Source organism: Streptomyces sp. DH41 (genome assembly GCF_029813785.1).
In the GTDB taxonomy this organism is placed as follows: domain Bacteria; phylum Actinomycetota; class Actinomycetes; order Streptomycetales; family Streptomycetaceae; genus Streptomyces.
In genome coordinates this window covers 125,821-142,364 of sequence record NZ_JARVKY010000015.1, presented here as the reverse complement: position 1 = coordinate 142,364, position 16,544 = coordinate 125,821, and the positions used below count along the sequence as shown (strand labels likewise).

The 16,544-nt window shown below is 71.6% G+C and carries 19 protein-coding genes; 7 read left to right on the top strand and 12 right to left on the bottom strand.

Annotation, left to right across the window (positions count from 1 at the left end):
* Nucleotides 1-39: 39 nt before the first annotated feature.
* Nucleotides 40-3,036 carry a bifunctional [glutamine synthetase] adenylyltransferase/[glutamine synthetase]-adenylyl-L-tyrosine phosphorylase gene (locus tag QC283_RS23925; RefSeq protein WP_279563698.1) on the bottom strand — a complete coding sequence of 999 codons (2,997 nt, stop codon included), beginning with the start codon at nucleotides 3,034-3,036 and terminating at the stop codon, nucleotides 40-42.
* Nucleotides 3,037-3,219: 183 nt separating this feature from the next.
* Between QC283_RS23925 and QC283_RS23920 the strand changes: the two genes are divergently transcribed.
* The 3 genes from QC283_RS23920 (at nucleotide 3,220) to QC283_RS23910 (ending at nucleotide 4,251) form a co-directional block, all read left to right on the top strand.
* Nucleotides 3,220-3,483, top strand: coding sequence for a type II toxin-antitoxin system Phd/YefM family antitoxin (locus tag QC283_RS23920; protein WP_279563697.1), 264 nt, complete (start codon nucleotides 3,220-3,222; stop codon nucleotides 3,481-3,483).
* On the top strand, nucleotides 3,480-3,734 hold the full coding sequence (locus tag QC283_RS23915; protein ID WP_279563696.1) for a Txe/YoeB family addiction module toxin: 255 nt from the start codon (nucleotides 3,480-3,482) through the stop codon (nucleotides 3,732-3,734). The genes QC283_RS23920 and QC283_RS23915 overlap by 4 nt, the downstream gene beginning before the upstream one ends.
* Before the next feature lie 70 nt (nucleotides 3,735-3,804).
* The gene (locus tag QC283_RS23910; protein ID WP_279563695.1) at nucleotides 3,805-4,251 is read left to right on the top strand and encodes a VOC family protein; all 447 of its coding nucleotides are present in this window, start codon (nucleotides 3,805-3,807) and stop codon (nucleotides 4,249-4,251) included.
* 112 nt (nucleotides 4,252-4,363) lie between these two features.
* Here QC283_RS23910 and QC283_RS23905 read toward each other — a convergent pair whose 3' ends face one another.
* A complete protein-coding gene (locus QC283_RS23905) occupies nucleotides 4,364-4,990 on the bottom strand; it encodes a DUF305 domain-containing protein (RefSeq protein ID WP_279563694.1) in 627 nt (208 codons plus the stop codon).
* Complete coding sequence (locus QC283_RS23900; RefSeq protein WP_279563693.1) at nucleotides 4,987-5,655, bottom strand: DUF3105 domain-containing protein; 669 nt, start codon at nucleotides 5,653-5,655, stop codon at nucleotides 4,987-4,989. The genes QC283_RS23905 and QC283_RS23900 overlap by 4 nt, the downstream gene beginning before the upstream one ends.
* A 275-nt stretch (nucleotides 5,656-5,930) precedes the next feature.
* On the opposite strand from QC283_RS23900, the gene glnA reads away from it, so the two are divergent.
* Nucleotides 5,931-7,292, top strand: coding sequence for a type I glutamate--ammonia ligase (gene glnA / locus QC283_RS23895; RefSeq protein ID WP_279563768.1), 1,362 nt, complete (start codon nucleotides 5,931-5,933; stop codon nucleotides 7,290-7,292).
* A gap of 171 nt (nucleotides 7,293-7,463) precedes the next feature.
* Here glnA and QC283_RS23890 read toward each other — a convergent pair whose 3' ends face one another.
* Both QC283_RS23890 and QC283_RS23885 read right to left on the bottom strand, forming a co-directional pair.
* The gene (locus tag QC283_RS23890) at nucleotides 7,464-7,919 is read right to left on the bottom strand and encodes a MarR family transcriptional regulator (RefSeq protein ID WP_279563692.1); all 456 of its coding nucleotides are present in this window, start codon (nucleotides 7,917-7,919) and stop codon (nucleotides 7,464-7,466) included.
* Nucleotides 7,916-8,410 (bottom strand): MarR family winged helix-turn-helix transcriptional regulator, encoded by a 495-nt coding sequence (locus QC283_RS23885; protein WP_279563691.1) that lies wholly within the window; start codon nucleotides 8,408-8,410, stop codon nucleotides 7,916-7,918. The genes QC283_RS23890 and QC283_RS23885 overlap by 4 nt, the downstream gene beginning before the upstream one ends.
* 561 nt (nucleotides 8,411-8,971) lie before the next feature.
* Between QC283_RS23885 and QC283_RS23880 the strand changes: the two genes are divergently transcribed.
* Nucleotides 8,972-9,205 carry a hypothetical protein gene (locus QC283_RS23880; protein WP_279563690.1) on the top strand — a complete coding sequence of 78 codons (234 nt, stop codon included), beginning with the start codon at nucleotides 8,972-8,974 and terminating at the stop codon, nucleotides 9,203-9,205.
* 48 nt (nucleotides 9,206-9,253) lie between these two features.
* On the opposite strand, the gene QC283_RS23875 is transcribed toward QC283_RS23880, so the two are convergent.
* The 5 genes from QC283_RS23875 to QC283_RS23855 all read right to left on the bottom strand — a co-directional run bounded on the left by QC283_RS23875 (nucleotide 9,254) and on the right by QC283_RS23855 (nucleotide 12,371).
* Entirely contained in the window at nucleotides 9,254-9,463 is a 210-nt protein-coding gene (locus QC283_RS23875; RefSeq protein ID WP_279563689.1) for a DUF397 domain-containing protein, read from the bottom strand.
* A complete protein-coding gene (locus QC283_RS23870; protein ID WP_279563688.1) occupies nucleotides 9,460-10,335 on the bottom strand; it encodes a helix-turn-helix domain-containing protein in 876 nt (291 codons plus the stop codon). Before QC283_RS23870 ends, QC283_RS23875 begins: the two co-directional genes overlap by 4 nt.
* Nucleotides 10,336-10,529: 194 nt before the next feature.
* Nucleotides 10,530-11,276, bottom strand: a complete 747-nt coding sequence (locus QC283_RS23865) for a DUF3618 domain-containing protein (protein WP_279563687.1) — start codon at nucleotides 11,274-11,276, stop codon at nucleotides 10,530-10,532.
* Complete coding sequence (locus QC283_RS23860; protein WP_279563686.1) at nucleotides 11,252-11,683, bottom strand: phage holin family protein; 432 nt, start codon at nucleotides 11,681-11,683, stop codon at nucleotides 11,252-11,254. The genes QC283_RS23865 and QC283_RS23860 overlap by 25 nt, the downstream gene beginning before the upstream one ends.
* A 1-nt stretch (nucleotide 11,684) precedes the next feature.
* Nucleotides 11,685-12,371 carry a hypothetical protein gene (locus tag QC283_RS23855; RefSeq protein WP_279563685.1) on the bottom strand — a complete coding sequence of 229 codons (687 nt, stop codon included), beginning with the start codon at nucleotides 12,369-12,371 and terminating at the stop codon, nucleotides 11,685-11,687.
* Nucleotides 12,372-12,597: 226 nt separating this feature from the next.
* Between QC283_RS23855 and QC283_RS23850 the strand changes: the two genes are divergently transcribed.
* Nucleotides 12,598-12,867, top strand: coding sequence for a hypothetical protein (locus QC283_RS23850; protein ID WP_279563684.1), 270 nt, complete (start codon nucleotides 12,598-12,600; stop codon nucleotides 12,865-12,867).
* A 76-nt stretch (nucleotides 12,868-12,943) separates the two neighbouring features.
* Here QC283_RS23850 and QC283_RS23845 read toward each other — a convergent pair whose 3' ends face one another.
* Both QC283_RS23845 and QC283_RS23840 read right to left on the bottom strand, forming a co-directional pair.
* Nucleotides 12,944-14,176, bottom strand: coding sequence for an MFS transporter (locus QC283_RS23845; RefSeq protein ID WP_279563683.1), 1,233 nt, complete (start codon nucleotides 14,174-14,176; stop codon nucleotides 12,944-12,946).
* A 134-nt stretch (nucleotides 14,177-14,310) separates the two neighbouring features.
* Nucleotides 14,311-15,363, bottom strand: a complete 1,053-nt coding sequence (locus QC283_RS23840; RefSeq protein ID WP_279563682.1) for an endonuclease/exonuclease/phosphatase family protein — start codon at nucleotides 15,361-15,363, stop codon at nucleotides 14,311-14,313.
* Between the two features lie 299 nt (nucleotides 15,364-15,662).
* Between QC283_RS23840 and panB the strand changes: the two genes are divergently transcribed.
* Nucleotides 15,663-16,538 carry a 3-methyl-2-oxobutanoate hydroxymethyltransferase gene (gene panB, locus QC283_RS23835; RefSeq protein ID WP_279563681.1) on the top strand — a complete coding sequence of 292 codons (876 nt, stop codon included), beginning with the start codon at nucleotides 15,663-15,665 and terminating at the stop codon, nucleotides 16,536-16,538.
* Nucleotides 16,539-16,544: the final 6 nt, after the last annotated feature.

Genomic DNA, 16,544 nt, shown 5'->3' with positions numbered 1-16,544 from the left:
TTTCCACGCCGGGCGCCGAAGTACTGAAGTACTGAGGCCCTAGGCGTAGAACAGCTCCTCCACCACCGTCCGGGCCCGGCGGGCCGTGCGGCGGTACTCGTCCAGCATGTCGCCCGCGTGCCCGGGGCCGTGGCCGAGGTAGCGGCCCACCGCCGCCAGTTCGCGGGGGTCGGTGGGGAAGGTGTCGGCGGCCCGGCCGCGCACCAGCATCACCGCGTTGCGGACGCGCGTCGCCAGGACCCACGCCTCGTCGAGTGTCCCGGCGTGCTCCGCCGAGATGAGACCGGCGTCGCAGGCGGCGGACAGGGCCTGGCGCGTCCGGGTGGTCCGCAGCCCCGCCTCCGTGTACCCGTGCCGCAGCTGGAACAGCTGCACGGTCCACTCCACGTCGGACAGTCCGCCCGGGCCCAGTTTGGCGTGCAGCTTCGGGTCGGCGCCGCGCGGCAGCCGCTCGGACTCCATCCGGGCCTTGAGCCGCCGGATCTCCCGTACGGCGTCCTCCCCGAGCCCGTCCGCCGGGTACCGCAGCGGATCGGCCAGCTCGGTGAACCGCCGCCCCAGATCCGCGTCACCGCCGACGAACTCGGCCCGCAGCAGCGCGTGCCGCTCCCACACCAGCGACCAGCGCCGGTAGTAGGCCTCGTACGACTTCAGCGTCCGCACCAGCGGCCCGGACTTGCCCTCGGGCCGCAGGTCGGTGTCGATGAGCAGGGGCGGGTCGGCGCTCGGCACCTGGAGCAGGCGGCGCATCTCGGCGACGACCTTGCCCGCCGCGTCCGCCGCCTCCCGCTCGTCGACCCCGTCCAGCGGCTCGTGCACGAACAGCACGTCCGCGTCCGAGCCGTACCCCAGCTCGTGCCCGCCGAAGCGGCCCATGCCGATGATCGCGAACCGGGTCGGCAGCGTGTCGCCCCAGCCTTCCCGCACGACCGCCCGCAGGGTCCCCGCCAGCGTCGCCGCCGTCAGGTCGGAGACGGCGGCGCCGACCCGGTCCACCAGGGCACCCTGGTCGACCTCGACGGGCTGTGTCTCGGTGCCGTAGGAACCGACGATGTCCGCGGCGGCCGTACGGAACAGCTCCCGGCGCCGTACCCCGCGCACCGCCGTGACCGCCTGCACCGCGCCGTCCGCACGGCGCACCGCGGCGAGGGTCTCCTGCTCCAGCTGGAGCCGCCCGCGCGGCGCCAGCCCCCCGGCGTTGCCGTCCCCGAGCAGCGCGACGGCCTCGGGCGCCCGCATCAGCAGGTCGGGGGCGAGCCGCCCGGCGGAGAGCACCCGGGCGAGGTTCTCCGCCGCCGCGCCCTCGTCCCGCAGCAGCCGCAGGTACCAGGGTGTCTTGCCGAGCGCGTCGGAGACCTTGCGGAAGTTGAGCAGACCCGCGTCCGGGTCGGCGGAGTCGGCGAACCAGCCGAGCAGCACGGGCAGCAGGGTGCGCTGGATGGCCGCCTTGCGGGTGACACCGGACGCGAGCGCCTCCAGGTGCCTGAGCGCGGCGGCCGGGTCGGCGTACCCGAGGGCGACCATGCGTTCCCGGGCCGCTTCGGCGCTCAGCCGGGCCTCGCCGGGCGCCAGCTGGGCGACGGCGTCCAGCAGCGGCCGGTAGAACAGCTTCTCGTGCAGCCGGCGTACGACGGAGGCGTGCCGTTTCCACGCGCGCAGCAACCCGACGACCGGGTCGGTGCGCAGGCCGAGGGAGCGGCCGAGACGGCGCAGGTCGGGCTCGTCCTCGGGCACGAGGTGGGTGCGCCGCAGCCGGTGGAGCTGGATGCGGTGCTCCATGGAGCGCAGGAAGCGGTACGCCTCGTCGAGCTGGGCGGCGTCGGACCGGGCGACGTACCCGCCCGCGGCGAGCGCCTCCAGCGCGTCCAGCGTCGTACCGCTGTGCAGGGACGTGTCGGACCGCCCGTGCACCAGCTGGAGCAGCTGGACGGCGAACTCGACGTCCCTGAGCCCGCCCGGGCCCAGTTTCAGCTGCCGGTCGACCTCGGCGACGGGGATGGTCTCCACCACCCGGCGGCGCATCTTCTGCACGTCCGGGACGAAGTTCTCGCGATCGGCGGCCTGCCACACCAGGGGCTGGAGGGCGGCGACGTACTCGGCGCCGAGCACGGGGTCGCCGGCCACCGGACGGGCCTTGAGCAGCGCCTGGAACTCCCAGGTCTTGGCCCAGCGCTGGTAGTAGGCGAGGTGGCTGCTGAGGGTGCGCACCAGCGGGCCGTTGCGTCCCTCGGGGCGGAGGTTGGCGTCGACGGGCCAGATGGAGCCCTCGACGGTCGTCTCGGAGCAGATCCGCATCAGGTGCGACGCGATCGCGGTCGCGGCCCGCATGGCCCTGGCCTCGTCGTCCACCCCCTCCGCGGGCTCGGCCACGAAGATGACGTCGACGTCGGAGACGTAGTTCAGCTCGTGTCCGCCGCACTTGCCCATCGCGATCACCGCGAGCCGGCACAGCGCCGCGTCCCCGGGCGCGTCGGCCTCGGCGAGGGCGAGGGCGGCGCGCAGGGTGGCGGTGGCCAGGTCGGCCAGTTCGGCGGCGGTCTCGGCGACGTCGATGGTGCCGCACACGTCGCGGGCGGCGATGGACAGCAGGCAGCGCCGGTAGGCGACGCGCAGGGAGACGGGGTCGGTGGCCTCGGCGAGGCCGTCCTCGAACTCCGCCACCCCGCGGTGCAGGTCCCGCGGCTCGTAGGTGACCAGGGCCTGCCAGTCACCGGCGTGCCGGGCGAGGTGGTCGGCGAGCGCCTCGGAGGCGCCGAGCACACCGAGGAGACGGTCGCGCAGCGGCTTGGCGGCTATCAGGGTGTCCAGCAGCTCCCGCCGGGCGGTGGGGGCGGGCTGCGCCTCCAGCAGCCGGACCAGGCCGTGCAGGGCGAGGTCCGGGTCGGCGGTCGCGCCCAGGGCCTCCAGCAGGACCGGGTCGTCGCGGACCCCCGCCAGCTCCACGCCGTCCAGCAGCCGCTCGGCGGCCGAGGGGTCGGTGAAGCCGTGCCGCAGCAGCCGCGTGAAGGTACTGCTCCTGCGCCCCGGCGCCGTCATCCCGGCCTCCTGTCGCGTCCTGTCGCACTGGCGTTCCGTCGGATCACGGTCGTAGGCCTGAGCGTAACCGGGGAAGCGCGCGCGGGCGTCGGGGAGTACCGGCACCGGTCGTCGGCGACCGCTCCGGTGGACCGCTCCGTACTCGTACGATATCTTGTACAAGCCGCGAAGGGAGGCACCGGTATGTCCATTACCGCCAGCGAAGCCCGTCAGAACCTGTTCCCCCTGATAGAGCAGGTCAACGAGGACCACGCCCCGGTGCACATCACCTCCCGCAAAGGAAACGCCGTGCTCATGTCCGAGGAGGACTTCACGGCCTGGACGGAGACGGTGCATCTCCTGCGTTCCCCCAGGAACGCCCGCCGTCTGCTCGACTCCATCGCCGAGGCCGAATCCGGCGGTGCGCGCCGGCGTGAGCTGATCGACCCCGACACGGAGCGCCCGTGAGGATCACTTTCACGACGCACGGCTGGGAGGACTACGTCCACTGGGCCGAGAGCGACCGGAAGGTGACCAAGCGGATCAACAAACTGATCACCGACATCACTCGTGACCCGTTCAAGGGCATCGGCAAGCCTGAGCCGCTGAAGGGCGACCTGTCGGGCTACTGGTCACGACGCATCGACGACACCCACCGCCTGGTGTACAAGCCGGTCGACGGCGAACTGGTCATCGTCCAGGCGCGGTACCACTACTGACGACCACTACTGACGCAGGACCGCTGATTACCGACATCGTGCTCGACGAGGACGTCGAAGGAGCCATGCCATGGACTTCACGCTCGAAGTGATCCCACTGCCCGTGACCGACATCGACCGCGCCCGGGACTTCTACCGGGACAAGGTCGGCTTCCACGTCGACATCGACCAGGAGGTCATGCCGGGGATGCGCATCGTCCAGCTGACGCCGCCGGGCTCGGGCTGCTCGATCGCCCTCGGCGAGGCCATCTGGGACATGGCGCAGGGCCAGACCACGCCGGCCCCCGGCACGTACCAGGGTCTGCAGCTGTGCGTCACCGACATCAAGGCGGCCCACGCGGAGCTGGTGGGGCGCGGCCTGGAGGTCTCCGAGCCGGTGCGGTACGCGCCGGACGACGGCGCCACCTTCATGTACTTCAAGGACCCGGACGGCAACGGCTGGGCGGTCCAGGAGTACCGGCGCCGCGAGACGGAGCCGCTGCACCAGCTGCTGGCGGACCTCAAGCGACAGCGCTAGCCGGCCGCGTCGTCGGGCGGGCCCGACGCCATGAGGGCGGGCCCAGCGCCATGGGGGCGGGCCCGGCGCTTCGAAGGCGGGCCCGCCTTCGCGTCGGCCCGTCCGGGGCGCCTCACTGCTCCGGTTTCGCGCCCCGCTCGGCCAGCAGGTCCGCCATCAGCCGGATCTCCGACTCCTGCGACTCCACCATCCCCTGCGCCAGCCGCTTCTCCACGCCGACCGTGCACCGGTCGGCGCACCCCTCGGCCATGTGGACGCCGCCCTTGTGGTGTTCGGTCATGAGCTGGAGGTAGTAGACCTCCGCCTGCTTCCCGTCCAGCGTCGCCAGCTTCTCCATCTCGGCGTCGGTGGCCATCCCCGGCATCAGCGAGCCCTCCCCCGCCGACGGCATGTCGCCCATGCCCATCCAGGTCATCGGCGGGTCGGACGACACCTTCGGCAGCCCCCACAGGTCGAGCCAGCCGATCATCATGCCGCGCTGGTTGGCCTGGGTCTGCGCGATGTCGTACGCGAGCCGCCGCACCTCCTCGTCCTTCGTGCGGTCGCGCACGATGTACGACATCTCCACGGCCTGCTGGTGGTGCACCGACATGTCCCGCGCGAAGCCGGCGTCCGCCGAGTCGGCGGACGGCACGCGGCCCGCGCCGTCGTCGCCGGCGACGGCGTAGGTGATGCCGCCGGCCACGACGAGGGCCGCCGCGGCGGCCCCCGTGATCCAGCCGGCCTGTTTCGGTGTCACTCGGACAGGCCGTTCGTGCAGGCGGCACCCGGCTCGGGGGTCTGCTCGCCCTGGACGAACTTCTCGAAGAACTTGTCCACGTTCGGGTCGTCGGCGCCCGTCACCGTGCGCTGGTGGCCCCAGGCGGTGAGCATGATCGGATCCTTCTGCTTGTCGACCGGGCTCATCAGCGAGTACGGCGTCTTCTTCACCTTCGCCGCCAGCTTGTCCACCTCGGTCTTCGGCGCCTTGTCGGTGTACGTCACCCAGACGGCGCCGTGCTCCAGCGAGTGCACGGCGTTCTCGTTCTTCAGCGGCTCGGTGTAGACGTCGCCGTCGCAGTTCATCCACACCTGGTCGTGGTCGCCGCCCACCGGGGGCTCGGCCGGGTAGGACACCTCCTTGGTGACGTGGTTGCGGCCGAGCGTCCCCTTCCAGGTCTGCACCCCGTCCTCGCCGGCGACGAACTTCCCGGAGGTCTTGCCGTCGGACGCCGCGTCGGAGGAGGAGTCGTCGGACTGCGACCGGACGAGGACGACCCCGCCGACGACGAGACCGGCGACGACCACCGTGCTGACCGCGATCGTGAGGATCCGGTTCCGGCGGTCGCGGGCCTCCTCGGCGCGCCGCATCTCGGCTATGCGTGTCTGTCGCGCCGTGTTGCTGCTCTTCTTGGCGGAACCCATGAGGTGTGCCCTTCTGGGAAAAGGGAGGCGATGGAGTCCGCTGATCGTAATGGCGGAGCAGTGCTCATTCGTAGGGTGATCACAGGAACTTTCGCGGCCAGGCCTCAGGAATGGCCCGATCGAACACGCGGCCTCTACGCTGCGGGGAGGACCGGCAGGCGACCGACGCCCGCAACGCGTACGAAACCGTGCTGTGGTCTGATGCTCAGGTGCGGGGCCGCCTCCCGCCGTACCGGAGACAGGCGGCCTGACCAGCGAGGATGGGGATGCGGAAGATGGACAAGCAGCAGGAGTTCGTGATCCGGACGCTGGAGGAACGCGACATCCGGTTCGTACGCCTGTGGTTCACGGACGTACTGGGCTTCCTCAAGTCCGTCGCCGTGGCCCCGGCCGAGCTGGAGCAGGCCTTCGACGAGGGCATCGGCTTCGACGGCTCCGCGATCGAGGGCTTCGCCCGGGTCTACGAGTCCGACATGATCGCCAAGCCGGACCCGTCGACCTTCCAGGTCCTGCCCTGGCGCGCGGAGGCCCCCGGCACCGCCCGGATGTTCTGCGACATCCTCATGCCGGACGGATCCCCGTCCTTCGCCGACCCGCGCTACGTCCTCAAGCGCGCCCTGGCCCGCACCTCCGACCTGGGCTTCACCTTCTACACCCACCCGGAGATCGAGTTCTTCCTGCTGAAGGACAAGCCCGTCGACGGTACGGTCCCCACCCCCGCCGACAACTCCGGCTACTTCGACCACACTCCGCAGAACATCGGCATGGACTTCCGCCGCCAGGCCATCACCATGCTGGAGTCGATGGGCATCTCGGTGGAGTTCTCCCACCACGAGGGCGCCCCCGGCCAGCAGGAGATCGACCTGCGTTACGCGGACGCGCTCTCCACGGCCGACAACATCATGACCTTCCGCCTGGTCATGAAGCAGGTCGCGCTGGAGCAGGGCCTGCAGGCCACCTTCATGCCGAAGCCGTTCTCGGAGTACCCGGGCTCGGGCATGCACACCCACCTCTCCCTCTTCGAGGGCGACCGCAACGCGTTCTACGAGTCGGGCGCCGAGTACCAGCTCTCCAAGGTCGGCCGTTCCTTCATCGCGGGCCTGCTGCGGCACGCGGCGGAGATCTCCGCCGTCACCAACCAGTGGGTGAACTCGTACAAGCGCATCTGGGGCGGCAGCGAGCGCACGGCGGGCGCCGGCGGCGAGGCCCCCTCCTACATCTGCTGGGGCCACAACAACCGCTCCGCCCTGGTCCGAGTCCCCATGTACAAGCCCGGCAAGACCGGCTCGGCCCGCGTCGAGGTCCGCTCCATCGACTCCGGCGCCAACCCGTACCTGACCTACGCCGTCCTGCTGGCCGCCGGCCTGAAGGGCATCGAGGAGGGCTACGAACTCCCGCCGGGCGCCGAGGACGACGTCTGGGCCCTGTCCGACTCGGAACGCCGCGCGCTGGGCATCGAGCCCCTCCCCCAGAACCTCGGCGAGGCCCTCGCCCTGATGGAACGCAGCGACCTGGTCGCCGAGACCCTCGGCGAGCACGTCTTCGACTTCTTCCTCCGCAACAAGCGGCAGGAGTGGGAGGAGTACCGCTCCCAGGTCACGGCGTTCGAGCTGCGGAAGTCGCTGCCGGTGCTGTAGGGGCAGGCCAGAGAGAGTCTTCCGCTGATGCAGCGGTTGGGGCCGGCGGTCTCGGACCGTCGGCCCCATGGCGTCTCACTGGCCAGCACCGTTGGCGACACACGCCAACCGAAGCACTTCGGACCGTCCGCCAGGCCAACCAGCGCCACTGGAAACCATGCGACGCTGCGGTCAGGCGGTCAGCTCCGCGAGCTCCGCGTTGGCGCGCTCGGTGACGAGGGCGAGGACGCGGCCGGCGGCGGTCAGGTCCTCGGCGGGTATCTGGCCCCAGATGCGGGCGCTGATGGGAGCGATCTCCGCGCCGACGGCGGCGAGTAGTGCACGTCCTGCGTCCGTGGGGCGAAGGTGCGCGCCGTCCGCAGCGAGCAGTTGCTTGGCGAGCAGCTCGTCGAGAGTGGCGCGGATGTCGGCCGGATCGGCCTTGAGTGAGCCCTGCGCCCGGGCGACGAGATCGTCCGGCGTCTGCGGGGAGTCGGTGGTGACGGCGGCGCGCAGGACGATCTGCTGCTGGAACGTGCTGCCGTGCCGGGCCAGGACGTGCTCCAGAACGCCGCGGGCGGCGTAGTGGGCCAGGCCGAGGGCCCGTGCGTCGGCGGCGGATTCGGCGGTGGCCGCAATGCCGGTCATGAGGTTGCTCCTTGAGTGCTCTCGTCGTTCGGTACGGGTGGAGCGAGAGATGCGTCGAGCAGGGTTGTCAGCTCGTCGGTGAACGCGCGCGTCCGAGGGGCGTCGCGACCGCCGAGCGGCTCCAGCAACTGCTGAAGCAGTTCCTGGACCGTCACGATGGCCTGCCGCGCGACGGCCTGGCCCTGCTCGGTGAGGGCGAGCTGTACGGCGCGCGGGTCGCGCGGATCGCGGTTGCGCTCGATCAGGTCGGCCGACTCCAGGGCGCGCGCCAGCTTCGAGACGTAGAGCGCCTCCAGGCCGGTGTGGTCGGCGAGCCGGCGCTGACTGGGTCTTTCGCCGACGCGCTGCATGCCGTGCAGTGACGCGACCAGTACGTATTGGGCGTGGGTGAGGCCCAGCGGTGCCACCGCGCGATCGACCGCGACGCGCCACTTGTTGGCGAGCCGCCACACCAGGAAACCAGGGGTGGGACCCGGTGAATCCTTACTCATATCAATAGAGTACATAGCTACTATAGCCATGGCTACTATTTTCTGCGGCTACACGAGAACCTGCGGGCAGACAGCCCGTCTTCGTCCGCGAGACGCGGGCGCATCACCTTGACCGCGTACAACCGCGTGCCGAGGCCTCGAGCCAGGTAACGGTCGGGAACCGCCGCCCCCTGAGGGTGTTACTCCCCCTGAGGGGAGCGCACGCCCGGGGTCGTCGACAAAAATCCCTCGGACCTGCACACCGTTCATCGCACGGTCGCACGAGGACGCCGTGACGGAACGGGACCGTACCGACCGCGCCCGTCGCGGCCCCGGAGAAGCCCGTAACCAGTAGGTAGCGTGAAGACACAAGCCTTTTCCCTGACGGCATTCGCACACTGATGGACGCCACGACGCCGGGGATAGGCTCGCAACAGCACGCGGATGGTGGGCCGTTCACCACCGTGCTTTGATCGGTGCGCACCACGCCGGTGACCGGTTCCGGGACCCCCCAACCCCGGGAACGGGGCGTGCGTGCATCACCGCTCCCCTTTTACGTCAGACTTGAGAGGAAACACCCTCATGAGCTTCGTCCCCCAGGTCGAAACGGCCGAAATCTCCGACGCGGACCTGGACCAGGTGTCCGGCGGCAACATCGGCATCGACACCGGCGCGGCCGTCATAACCGCCGGCGGTGCGTTCGGCGCCGGTTTCCACGCGGAGGCCGGCCCGTTCTCGCTCACGGCCGGTCTGGGCGCCTCGGCGGCCTTCGGCGGCGCCTCGGCGCAGGGCCAGACGCACACGACCATGGTCTGAGCCACGCGCCCGACGTGAGCGTGAGCCCCGGACCACTGTGTTCGGGGCTCACCCCTGGGCGGTGTCGGCCACGAAAGCCGACCACGCGGCCCGGGTGACGGCGAGGCGGGGGGCGTGGGGGCGCTTGGAGTCGCGGATGTGGATGGTGGCGGGGGTTATCGCGACCTCTACGCAGTCGTTGCCGTCTCCGCTGCTGCTGTAACTGCTCTTGAACCACACCAAGGTGGGGGCGTCCGGGGCTGCGGGGATGCTGATCATGACTCTCCAAGCATCTGCTCGATGACGACCCTCGACTCTCGGGGCGTGAGAGCCTGGGCCCGGATCATGCCATAGCGCAGCTCGAGGATCCTCAGCTGCTTCGGGTCAGTGACCGGCCGCCCGCTGAACGCCCCTTCGGAGCGTCCCACCGCAGTACCGTCGGCGAATTTCAGCACTTCGATCAACCCGCCCGTACCGACGTGTTCCTCGCAGTCGGTCGGCATCACCTGAATCGACACGTTTCGCGACTGCCCTACCTCCAGGAGACGTTCGAGCTGCCGACGCCATACCATTCTGCCGCCGACCGGGCGGCGGAGCGTCGCTTCTTCCTGGACGAAGCTGAGGGTCGGTGCGGGCGTCATGTCGAAGATCGACCGCCGCGCCAACCGTGCCGCCACCATGCGCTCGTTCTGCTCCTCCGTGTATGCGGGCAGCCACGTGTCGAAGAGCGAGCGCATGTGTTCCTCGGTCTGCAGGAGGCCGTGGATGTTGTGGTTGCTGTACAGCGAGATCTCGACCGCGGTGGACTCCAGCTTCGCGAGTTCCCGTACCTTCTTGGGGTACCGGACCTTCGCCACGTCCTCCCAGGTCGCGGCGATGAGCCCACCTGCGTCCAGCACTTGGTCCGCCTTCTCCAGGTACTCCCGCCGGGGGATCCGCTTCCCGCCCTCGATCTTGTAGACGAGGTCCTCCCCGTACCCCACCGCCGTCCCGAAGTCGCCCGCCCGCATCCCCGCCGCTTCGCGCCGCAGCTTCAGTTGGCGCCCGACAGTGGTGATGACGGCCACGCCCCACTCGTCGTCCGGGTCCACCTCCCACCCCGGCTCGTCCTCGTCGTTCCGGAGCCGCACCGCCTCGCCGTTCACCGACATCCGCACCCCTCCGTCGTACGCGTCGTATCGCGATGGGCGTCACGGTAGACGGACGGGCGACGCTCAGTGAGGGGATGCGGTCGCTCTGTCACCCCAACGTGGGATGGCGACCGGCATGCCGGAGCCCCGGGCCTCCGGCCGGGCGGGGCCGGCCGGATCGGGGCTCAGGGCTCGGGGCTTGTCCGTCGTATGCGCTAGGTGGAGCCGGGGCCCCGCTGCCGGGCCTCGTCCTTGAGGTGCCGGCCGGAGTCCCGCGCCTGGCCGGCGACCTCTCCGCCTCGGTCGCGGGCCTCGTCCTGCGTGGTGCGGGCGGCCTGGGCCGCGCTGTCCTTCACCTCGGCGGCCGCGCTCTGCGTCACCTCCTTGGCGCCTTCCTTCAGGTGCTGCGCGGACTCGGCGGCGGCCTGCTTCACCGGCTCCAGAGCCTCACCGCCGCGCTCCATCAGCTCGGCGGCCTTCTCCTCTTCGGTCCGGGAGGCGGGCAGCAGCGAGGACGCCAGCAGGCCGACGCCGAAGGCGACCAGGCCGGCGGCCAGCGGGTTGCCCCGGGTCTGGCGGCGGGCCATCTCGGGCGCCTGCTGTGCGGCTTCTCCCGCCTGGCCGGCCGCGCCCCGCGCCGCCTCGGCCGCCCGTCCGGTGCCTTCCTGCACCGAACCGGCCGCGGAGTGCGCGGTGTCCGAGACCGAGCCCGCCGCGGAGTGCGCGGTGCCCGAGACCGAACCGGCCGCGGAGTGCGCGGTGCCGGTGACACTGTGGACGGTGTGCGACGCCGTGCCCATGACCCGGTCGCGCACGCCCGACACCGCGCCGCGCATCCTGGCCCGGCGCCGGCGGACCGCCCGCCGGGGACTGGTCCGCTCGGCGAGCTGGTCCACGTCCGTGGAGAGCTGGCCGCGCGTGGCCTCGATCTCGGCCCTCATCTGGTCGGGTGACGTGCCCATTCCGCGTTCTCCTTCATGGTCTCGACGGTTCGCTCGGGCTTCGGGGAGACGGTGCGCATCCCCGCGCGGCCCTTCATGTACAGCACGGCCGCGGCGACGGCCCACACGGCGGTGACGATCAGGGCCGCCCAGCCTCCGTCCATGACGTTGGCCAGGCCCAGCACGGCGGCCAGCGAGAGGAACAGGAGGACCATGTAGCCGGCGAAACCGGCTCCGCCGAACATTCCGGCGGCCTTGCCCGCCCTCGTTCCCTCCTCCTTGATCTCGGCCTTGGCCAGCTCGATCTCCTGCCGGAAGAGGGTCTGCAGGTCCGCGGTCACGCCGGACATGAGCTGCCCGACGGACCTGTCGTCGGTCTGCGGTTCGGCAGGGCGTGTGGGGCGGGGCGCGGGTCGGACGGTAGCCATCTCACACCTCCGGGTGCGCACGTCCCGGCGCGCCGCCCGGCGGCATCCCGGTGGCGGGTGAGACCGGTGCGCCTGCGGGGGCCACGCGCGGCGGGGCACCCGGCGCGGGGCCGGGAGGCAGCGGTGCGGTGTCGGGGGCGGCGGCCAGGCCGTCGCGGTCCGCGGCACCGGTGGCCGGTCCCTGTCCGGAGCCGTCCGACCGGGCGGCGCTGCCCGCCTTCGCCAGGCGTCCGACGGCCAGTCCGGCCAGCAGTGCGCCGCCCAGGAAGGCTCCGGGGCGCCGGCGGGCGAAGCCCTGGAGGTCGGTCACGAGCCCTTCGGCTCCCTCCTTCTCCAGGTAGCCGGCCGCCCGGTGGCCCCGGTCGGCCGCGTGCTGCGCCAGGCTGCGTGCCGCGGAGTCGTTCCGGGCGTGCTCGGCGAGGTCGGAGAGGTCGTCCGCCCACTGCCGCAGCGTGCCGGCCGCGCGCCTGGTCTGACCGTTGGCCTCGTCCATCGCACGGCCGCGCAGGTCATGGATGGCCGTACCGGCCTGCTGCCGGGCCTCGTCGGCCACGTGCCGGGCCTGTTCCGCCGCGGTTCCGGCGACCTGGCCCGCGGCCTGCCCGGCCTGCCCGGCCGTCGCGGAGGCCTCTGTTCTGACCTTGTCCCCGGTTTTGCTCTTGGGGCCGGTCTTCACGGACTCACTCATCGGCGTCTTCCCCTCGTCGGATGTCCTGTGTGGGGTCTCACACCACGAGTGGCTATTCGTCCGCTTTTGACACACTTTCCGGCCCGGGAATCTCCCCGCCCGGGCGCGCGCTTCCGCGCCCGCGCCGTCCCACGTGGCCATCGGTACTCGTCAGCCGGATTCCGGCGTCGCCGGGCCGCCGCGGGCACTACGGTGGCCGCATCATCCACCGACTTCAGGAGAACGCGTGAGACGTGCGCCGCTCGCCTTCCTGGCACTCTCGTTGACCGCCCTGCTCGCCGGCTGCACGCAGGGCGAGCCCGTGTCGAACGGCCCGACCAGGTCCCCGGCGGAGGCCGCCTGGTACGAGAGCGGCACGGAGGAACGCCAGGCCCACTGCGCCGCGTACGACGCGCACGATCCGCAGCACCCCGTCGAGATCCCCGCGCACCAGTCGGACCAGACGTCCGAGGAGTTCGCCGACGACTTCTACGAGGTGCTCGGGGAGCAGTGCTGACCGGAGCGGCCCGGGGCGTCGCGCGCGGACGCCACCGCCGGGCGGCGCGGCCCGGCCCGGCGAACGAGCGCCGCCGTCACCGCCGTACCGTCTCCACCGCCTCCGCCTGCGGTACGTGCCCCGCGACCACGCGTTCCCGCCCGGGAGCGGGCGCGGCGGCGGCCCGGCGGCGGTCCACCGCGTAGGCAGCGCCCGCGACCCCCACGCCGAGTACCGCCAGGCCCGCGCCCGCCGTCGCCGGGGAGGTGGCGCCGAAGCCCGCCGCGAGGGCGATGCCGCCGATCCAGGCGCCACCGGCGTTGGCGAGGTTGAAGGCGGCCTGGTTGGCGGAGGAGGCCAGGGAGGGGGCCGCGGACGCCTTCTCCATGACCATCAGCTGAAGCGGGGAGCCGGTGAGGAAGGCGGCCATGCCCAGGAGGGCCACGGCGACGGCCGCGGTGATCTCCGTACGCATCAGGAGCGGGAAGAGGGCGAGGACCACGACCAGCGAGGCGAGGCCGCCGAAGAGGGTGCCGCGCAGGGCGTGGTCGGCCAGCCGGCCGCCCAGCAGGTTGCCCGCGGTGGCGCCGACGCCGAAGAGCGCCAGCAGCAGCGTCACGCTGGCCTCGGCGAATCCGGCGGCGTCCGTGAGCATCGGCGTGATGTAGCTGTACGCGGCGAAGAGCGCGCCGAAGCCCGCGACCGTCGTGCCGAGTGCCAGCCAGACGGGGAGGGAGCGCAGGGCGGCCAGTTCGCCGCGCAGGCCCGTGGTCGGGGCGGGGGCGTTCTCGCGCGGGATCAGCGCGACGAGCGCCGCTATCGCCGCGACGCCGATCGCGCTCACGCCGAGGAAGGTGGCCCGCCAGCCCAGTTGCTGACCCATGGCCGTGGCCGCGGGCACGCCCACGATGTTGGCGACCGTGAGGCCGAGGAACATCAGGGAGACGGAGCGGGCCTTGCGTTCCGGCGCCACCATGCCGGTGGCGACCACGGCGCCGACGCCGAAGAAGGCGCCGTGCGGCAGGCCGCTGACGAAACGGGCGGCCAGGAGGGAGCCCTCGCCCGGTGCGACGGCCGACAGGGCGTTGCCGGCCACGAACAGCACCATCAGGGCGATGAGGACCGTGCGGCGCGACATCCGGGCGGTCGCCGCCGCGAGCAGCGGGGCGCCGATGACGACGCCGAGCGCGTACGCCGAGACCAGGTGGCCGGCGCTGGGGATCGAGATGTTCAGGTCGTCCGCGACGTCGGGCAGCAGGCCCATCATCACGAACTCGGTGGTACCTATGCCGAAGGCGCCCACGGCAAGGGCGAGCAGGGCCAGGGGCATGAAGGGCCTCGCCTTTCGAGAGCTTTCGCGAGCGGAGTGCGTACGCTTTCGCGAGCGGAGTACGTACGGGAGGGGACGTCGTATGTTCCCGTACGGAACAAAGCCTCTCAGGGCGAGTATTCCGGCGACGAATCTCAGGACGCCGTTGTGTCGACCTTCACACGCGCGGCGATCGGGAGGTGGTCGCTGCCGGTCGCCGGGAGGGTCCAGCTGGTCTTCGGTTCGACGCCGTCGACCAGGATCTGGTCGATGCGGGCCATCGGGAACGAGGCCGGCCAGCTGAAGCCGAACCCGCTGCCCACCGCACCCTGCGGGGAGCGCATCTGGGAGGTGATCGCGGTGAGCGCGCGGTCGTTCGTGGTGCCGTTGAGGTCGCCGAGCAGGATCTTGCGGGGCAGCTTCTCGTCGGCGATGGCCTCACCGAGCGCCTCGGCGCTCTTGTCCCGCTGCCGGGCGGTGAAACCGGCCTCCAGTTTCACTCGTACGGAGGGCAGGTGGGCGACGTACACCGCGACCGGCCCGGACGGGGTGGCGACGGTGGCGCGCATCGCGCGCTTCCAGCCCAGCCGGATGTCGACGGCCTTCACGTCGCTCACCGCGTACTTGCTCCACAGCCCGACCGTGCCGACGACCGCGTGATGCGGGTACTTCCGCTCCAGCGCCTTCTCGTACGTCGGGACGGCGGACGCCTTCAGCTCCTCCAGGGCCAGTACGTCCGCGCCGGACGCGGCCACGGCACGGGCGGTGCCGGCGGGATCGGCGTTGTCGGCGTTGACGTTGTGCGTGGCCACCGTGAGGTCGCCGCCGGTGCCGGTCTTGTCGAACAGCAGGCCGCCGAAGTTGTTGAGCCACACGCTCACCGGCAGCACCAGCGCGATCAACGCCGTCGCCGACTTGCGGACGAAGGCGATCACCAGCAGGACCGGGATCAGCAGGCCGAACCACGGCAGGAAGGTCTCCGTGAGGCTGCCGAGGTTGCCGATGACGTTCGGGATCCGGGAGTGGCCCGCCATGACTCCGGCCAGCACGACGGCCACCGCGGCGGTGATCAGGCCCCGGCGCCAGATCCGCCGGTCGCCGCGCCAGCCGGTGGTCACCCGGTCGAGCAGGCGCCGAATCCGGGTCTCCCGGCGCTCGGGATCCGAGCCGCCGCTGTCCGTCTCCGTCATGTACGCCTGCTGCGCCATACCGTTGCCTCACTAGCCCGCCGTGCACACCGTCGCCCCCGTGACTCAGCACCTTAGGGGATGATCGGCTCCGATCCCGCCGTCCCATGACGGCCGTACGACACGAGGACGTACGGGTCGCCGTTCGCAGTTCCGAACACCGCCGACCCGGGCGACTCTGTGACACAACGGGCACATTCGCCCTCACGTGTGACACCTGACATGGGTCCCCTAGCCGCCGGGGCGCACGAGGTGCCACCATGGGAGGGATCCGGGGACGCCGTCAGGGCGCCTCGAGATGACATGAAGGAGCCGTTGCCATGACGCAGCTTTCGGCTGCCCCGACGCCGCAGCGCACCCCCGGGGACGGGAGCAGGGCGCTGTACGGGGGCAAGAGCAACCGTCGCATCACCGTCCGGGACATCACCGCCGCCAAGGAGCGCGGCGAGAGGTGGCCCATGCTCACCGCGTACGACGCGATGACCGCGTCCGTCTTCGACGAGGCCGGTATCCCGGTCATGCTCGTCGGCGACTCCGCGGGCAACTGCCACCTCGGCTACGACACCACCGTGCCCGTCACGCTGGACGAGATGACGATGCTCTCGGCCGCGGTCGTACGGGGCACCAGCCGCGCCCTGATCGTCGCGGACCTGCCCTTCGGCTCCTACCAGGAGGGCCCGGTGCAGGCGCTGCGCTCGGCGACCCGGCTGGTGAAGGAGGCCGGGGCCGGCGCGGTCAAGCTGGAGGGCGGCGAGCGCTCGCACCGGCAGATCGAGCTGCTGGTGGAGTCCGGCATCCCGGTGATGGCGCACATCGGCCTCACCCCGCAGTCCGTCAACGCCATGGGCTACCGGGTGCAGGGCCGGGGCGAGGAGGCGGCCCAGCAGCTGCTGCGCGACGCCAAGGCCGTGCAGGACGCGGGCGCCTTCGCGGTCGTCCTGGAGCTGGTGCCGGCCGAGCTGGCCGCCGAGGTGACACGGACGCTGCACATCCCGACGGTCGGCATCGGCGCGGGTGCGGAGACGGACGCGCAGGTGCTGGTGTGGACCGACATGCTCGGGCTGACCGGCGGCCGGATGCCGAAGTTCGTCAAGCAGTACGCCGACCTGCGCAAGGTCATGGGCGACGCGGCGAAGGCGTACGCCGAGGACGTCGTCGGCGGAACTTTCCCGCAGGAGGAGCACTCCGTCCACTAGGCCATC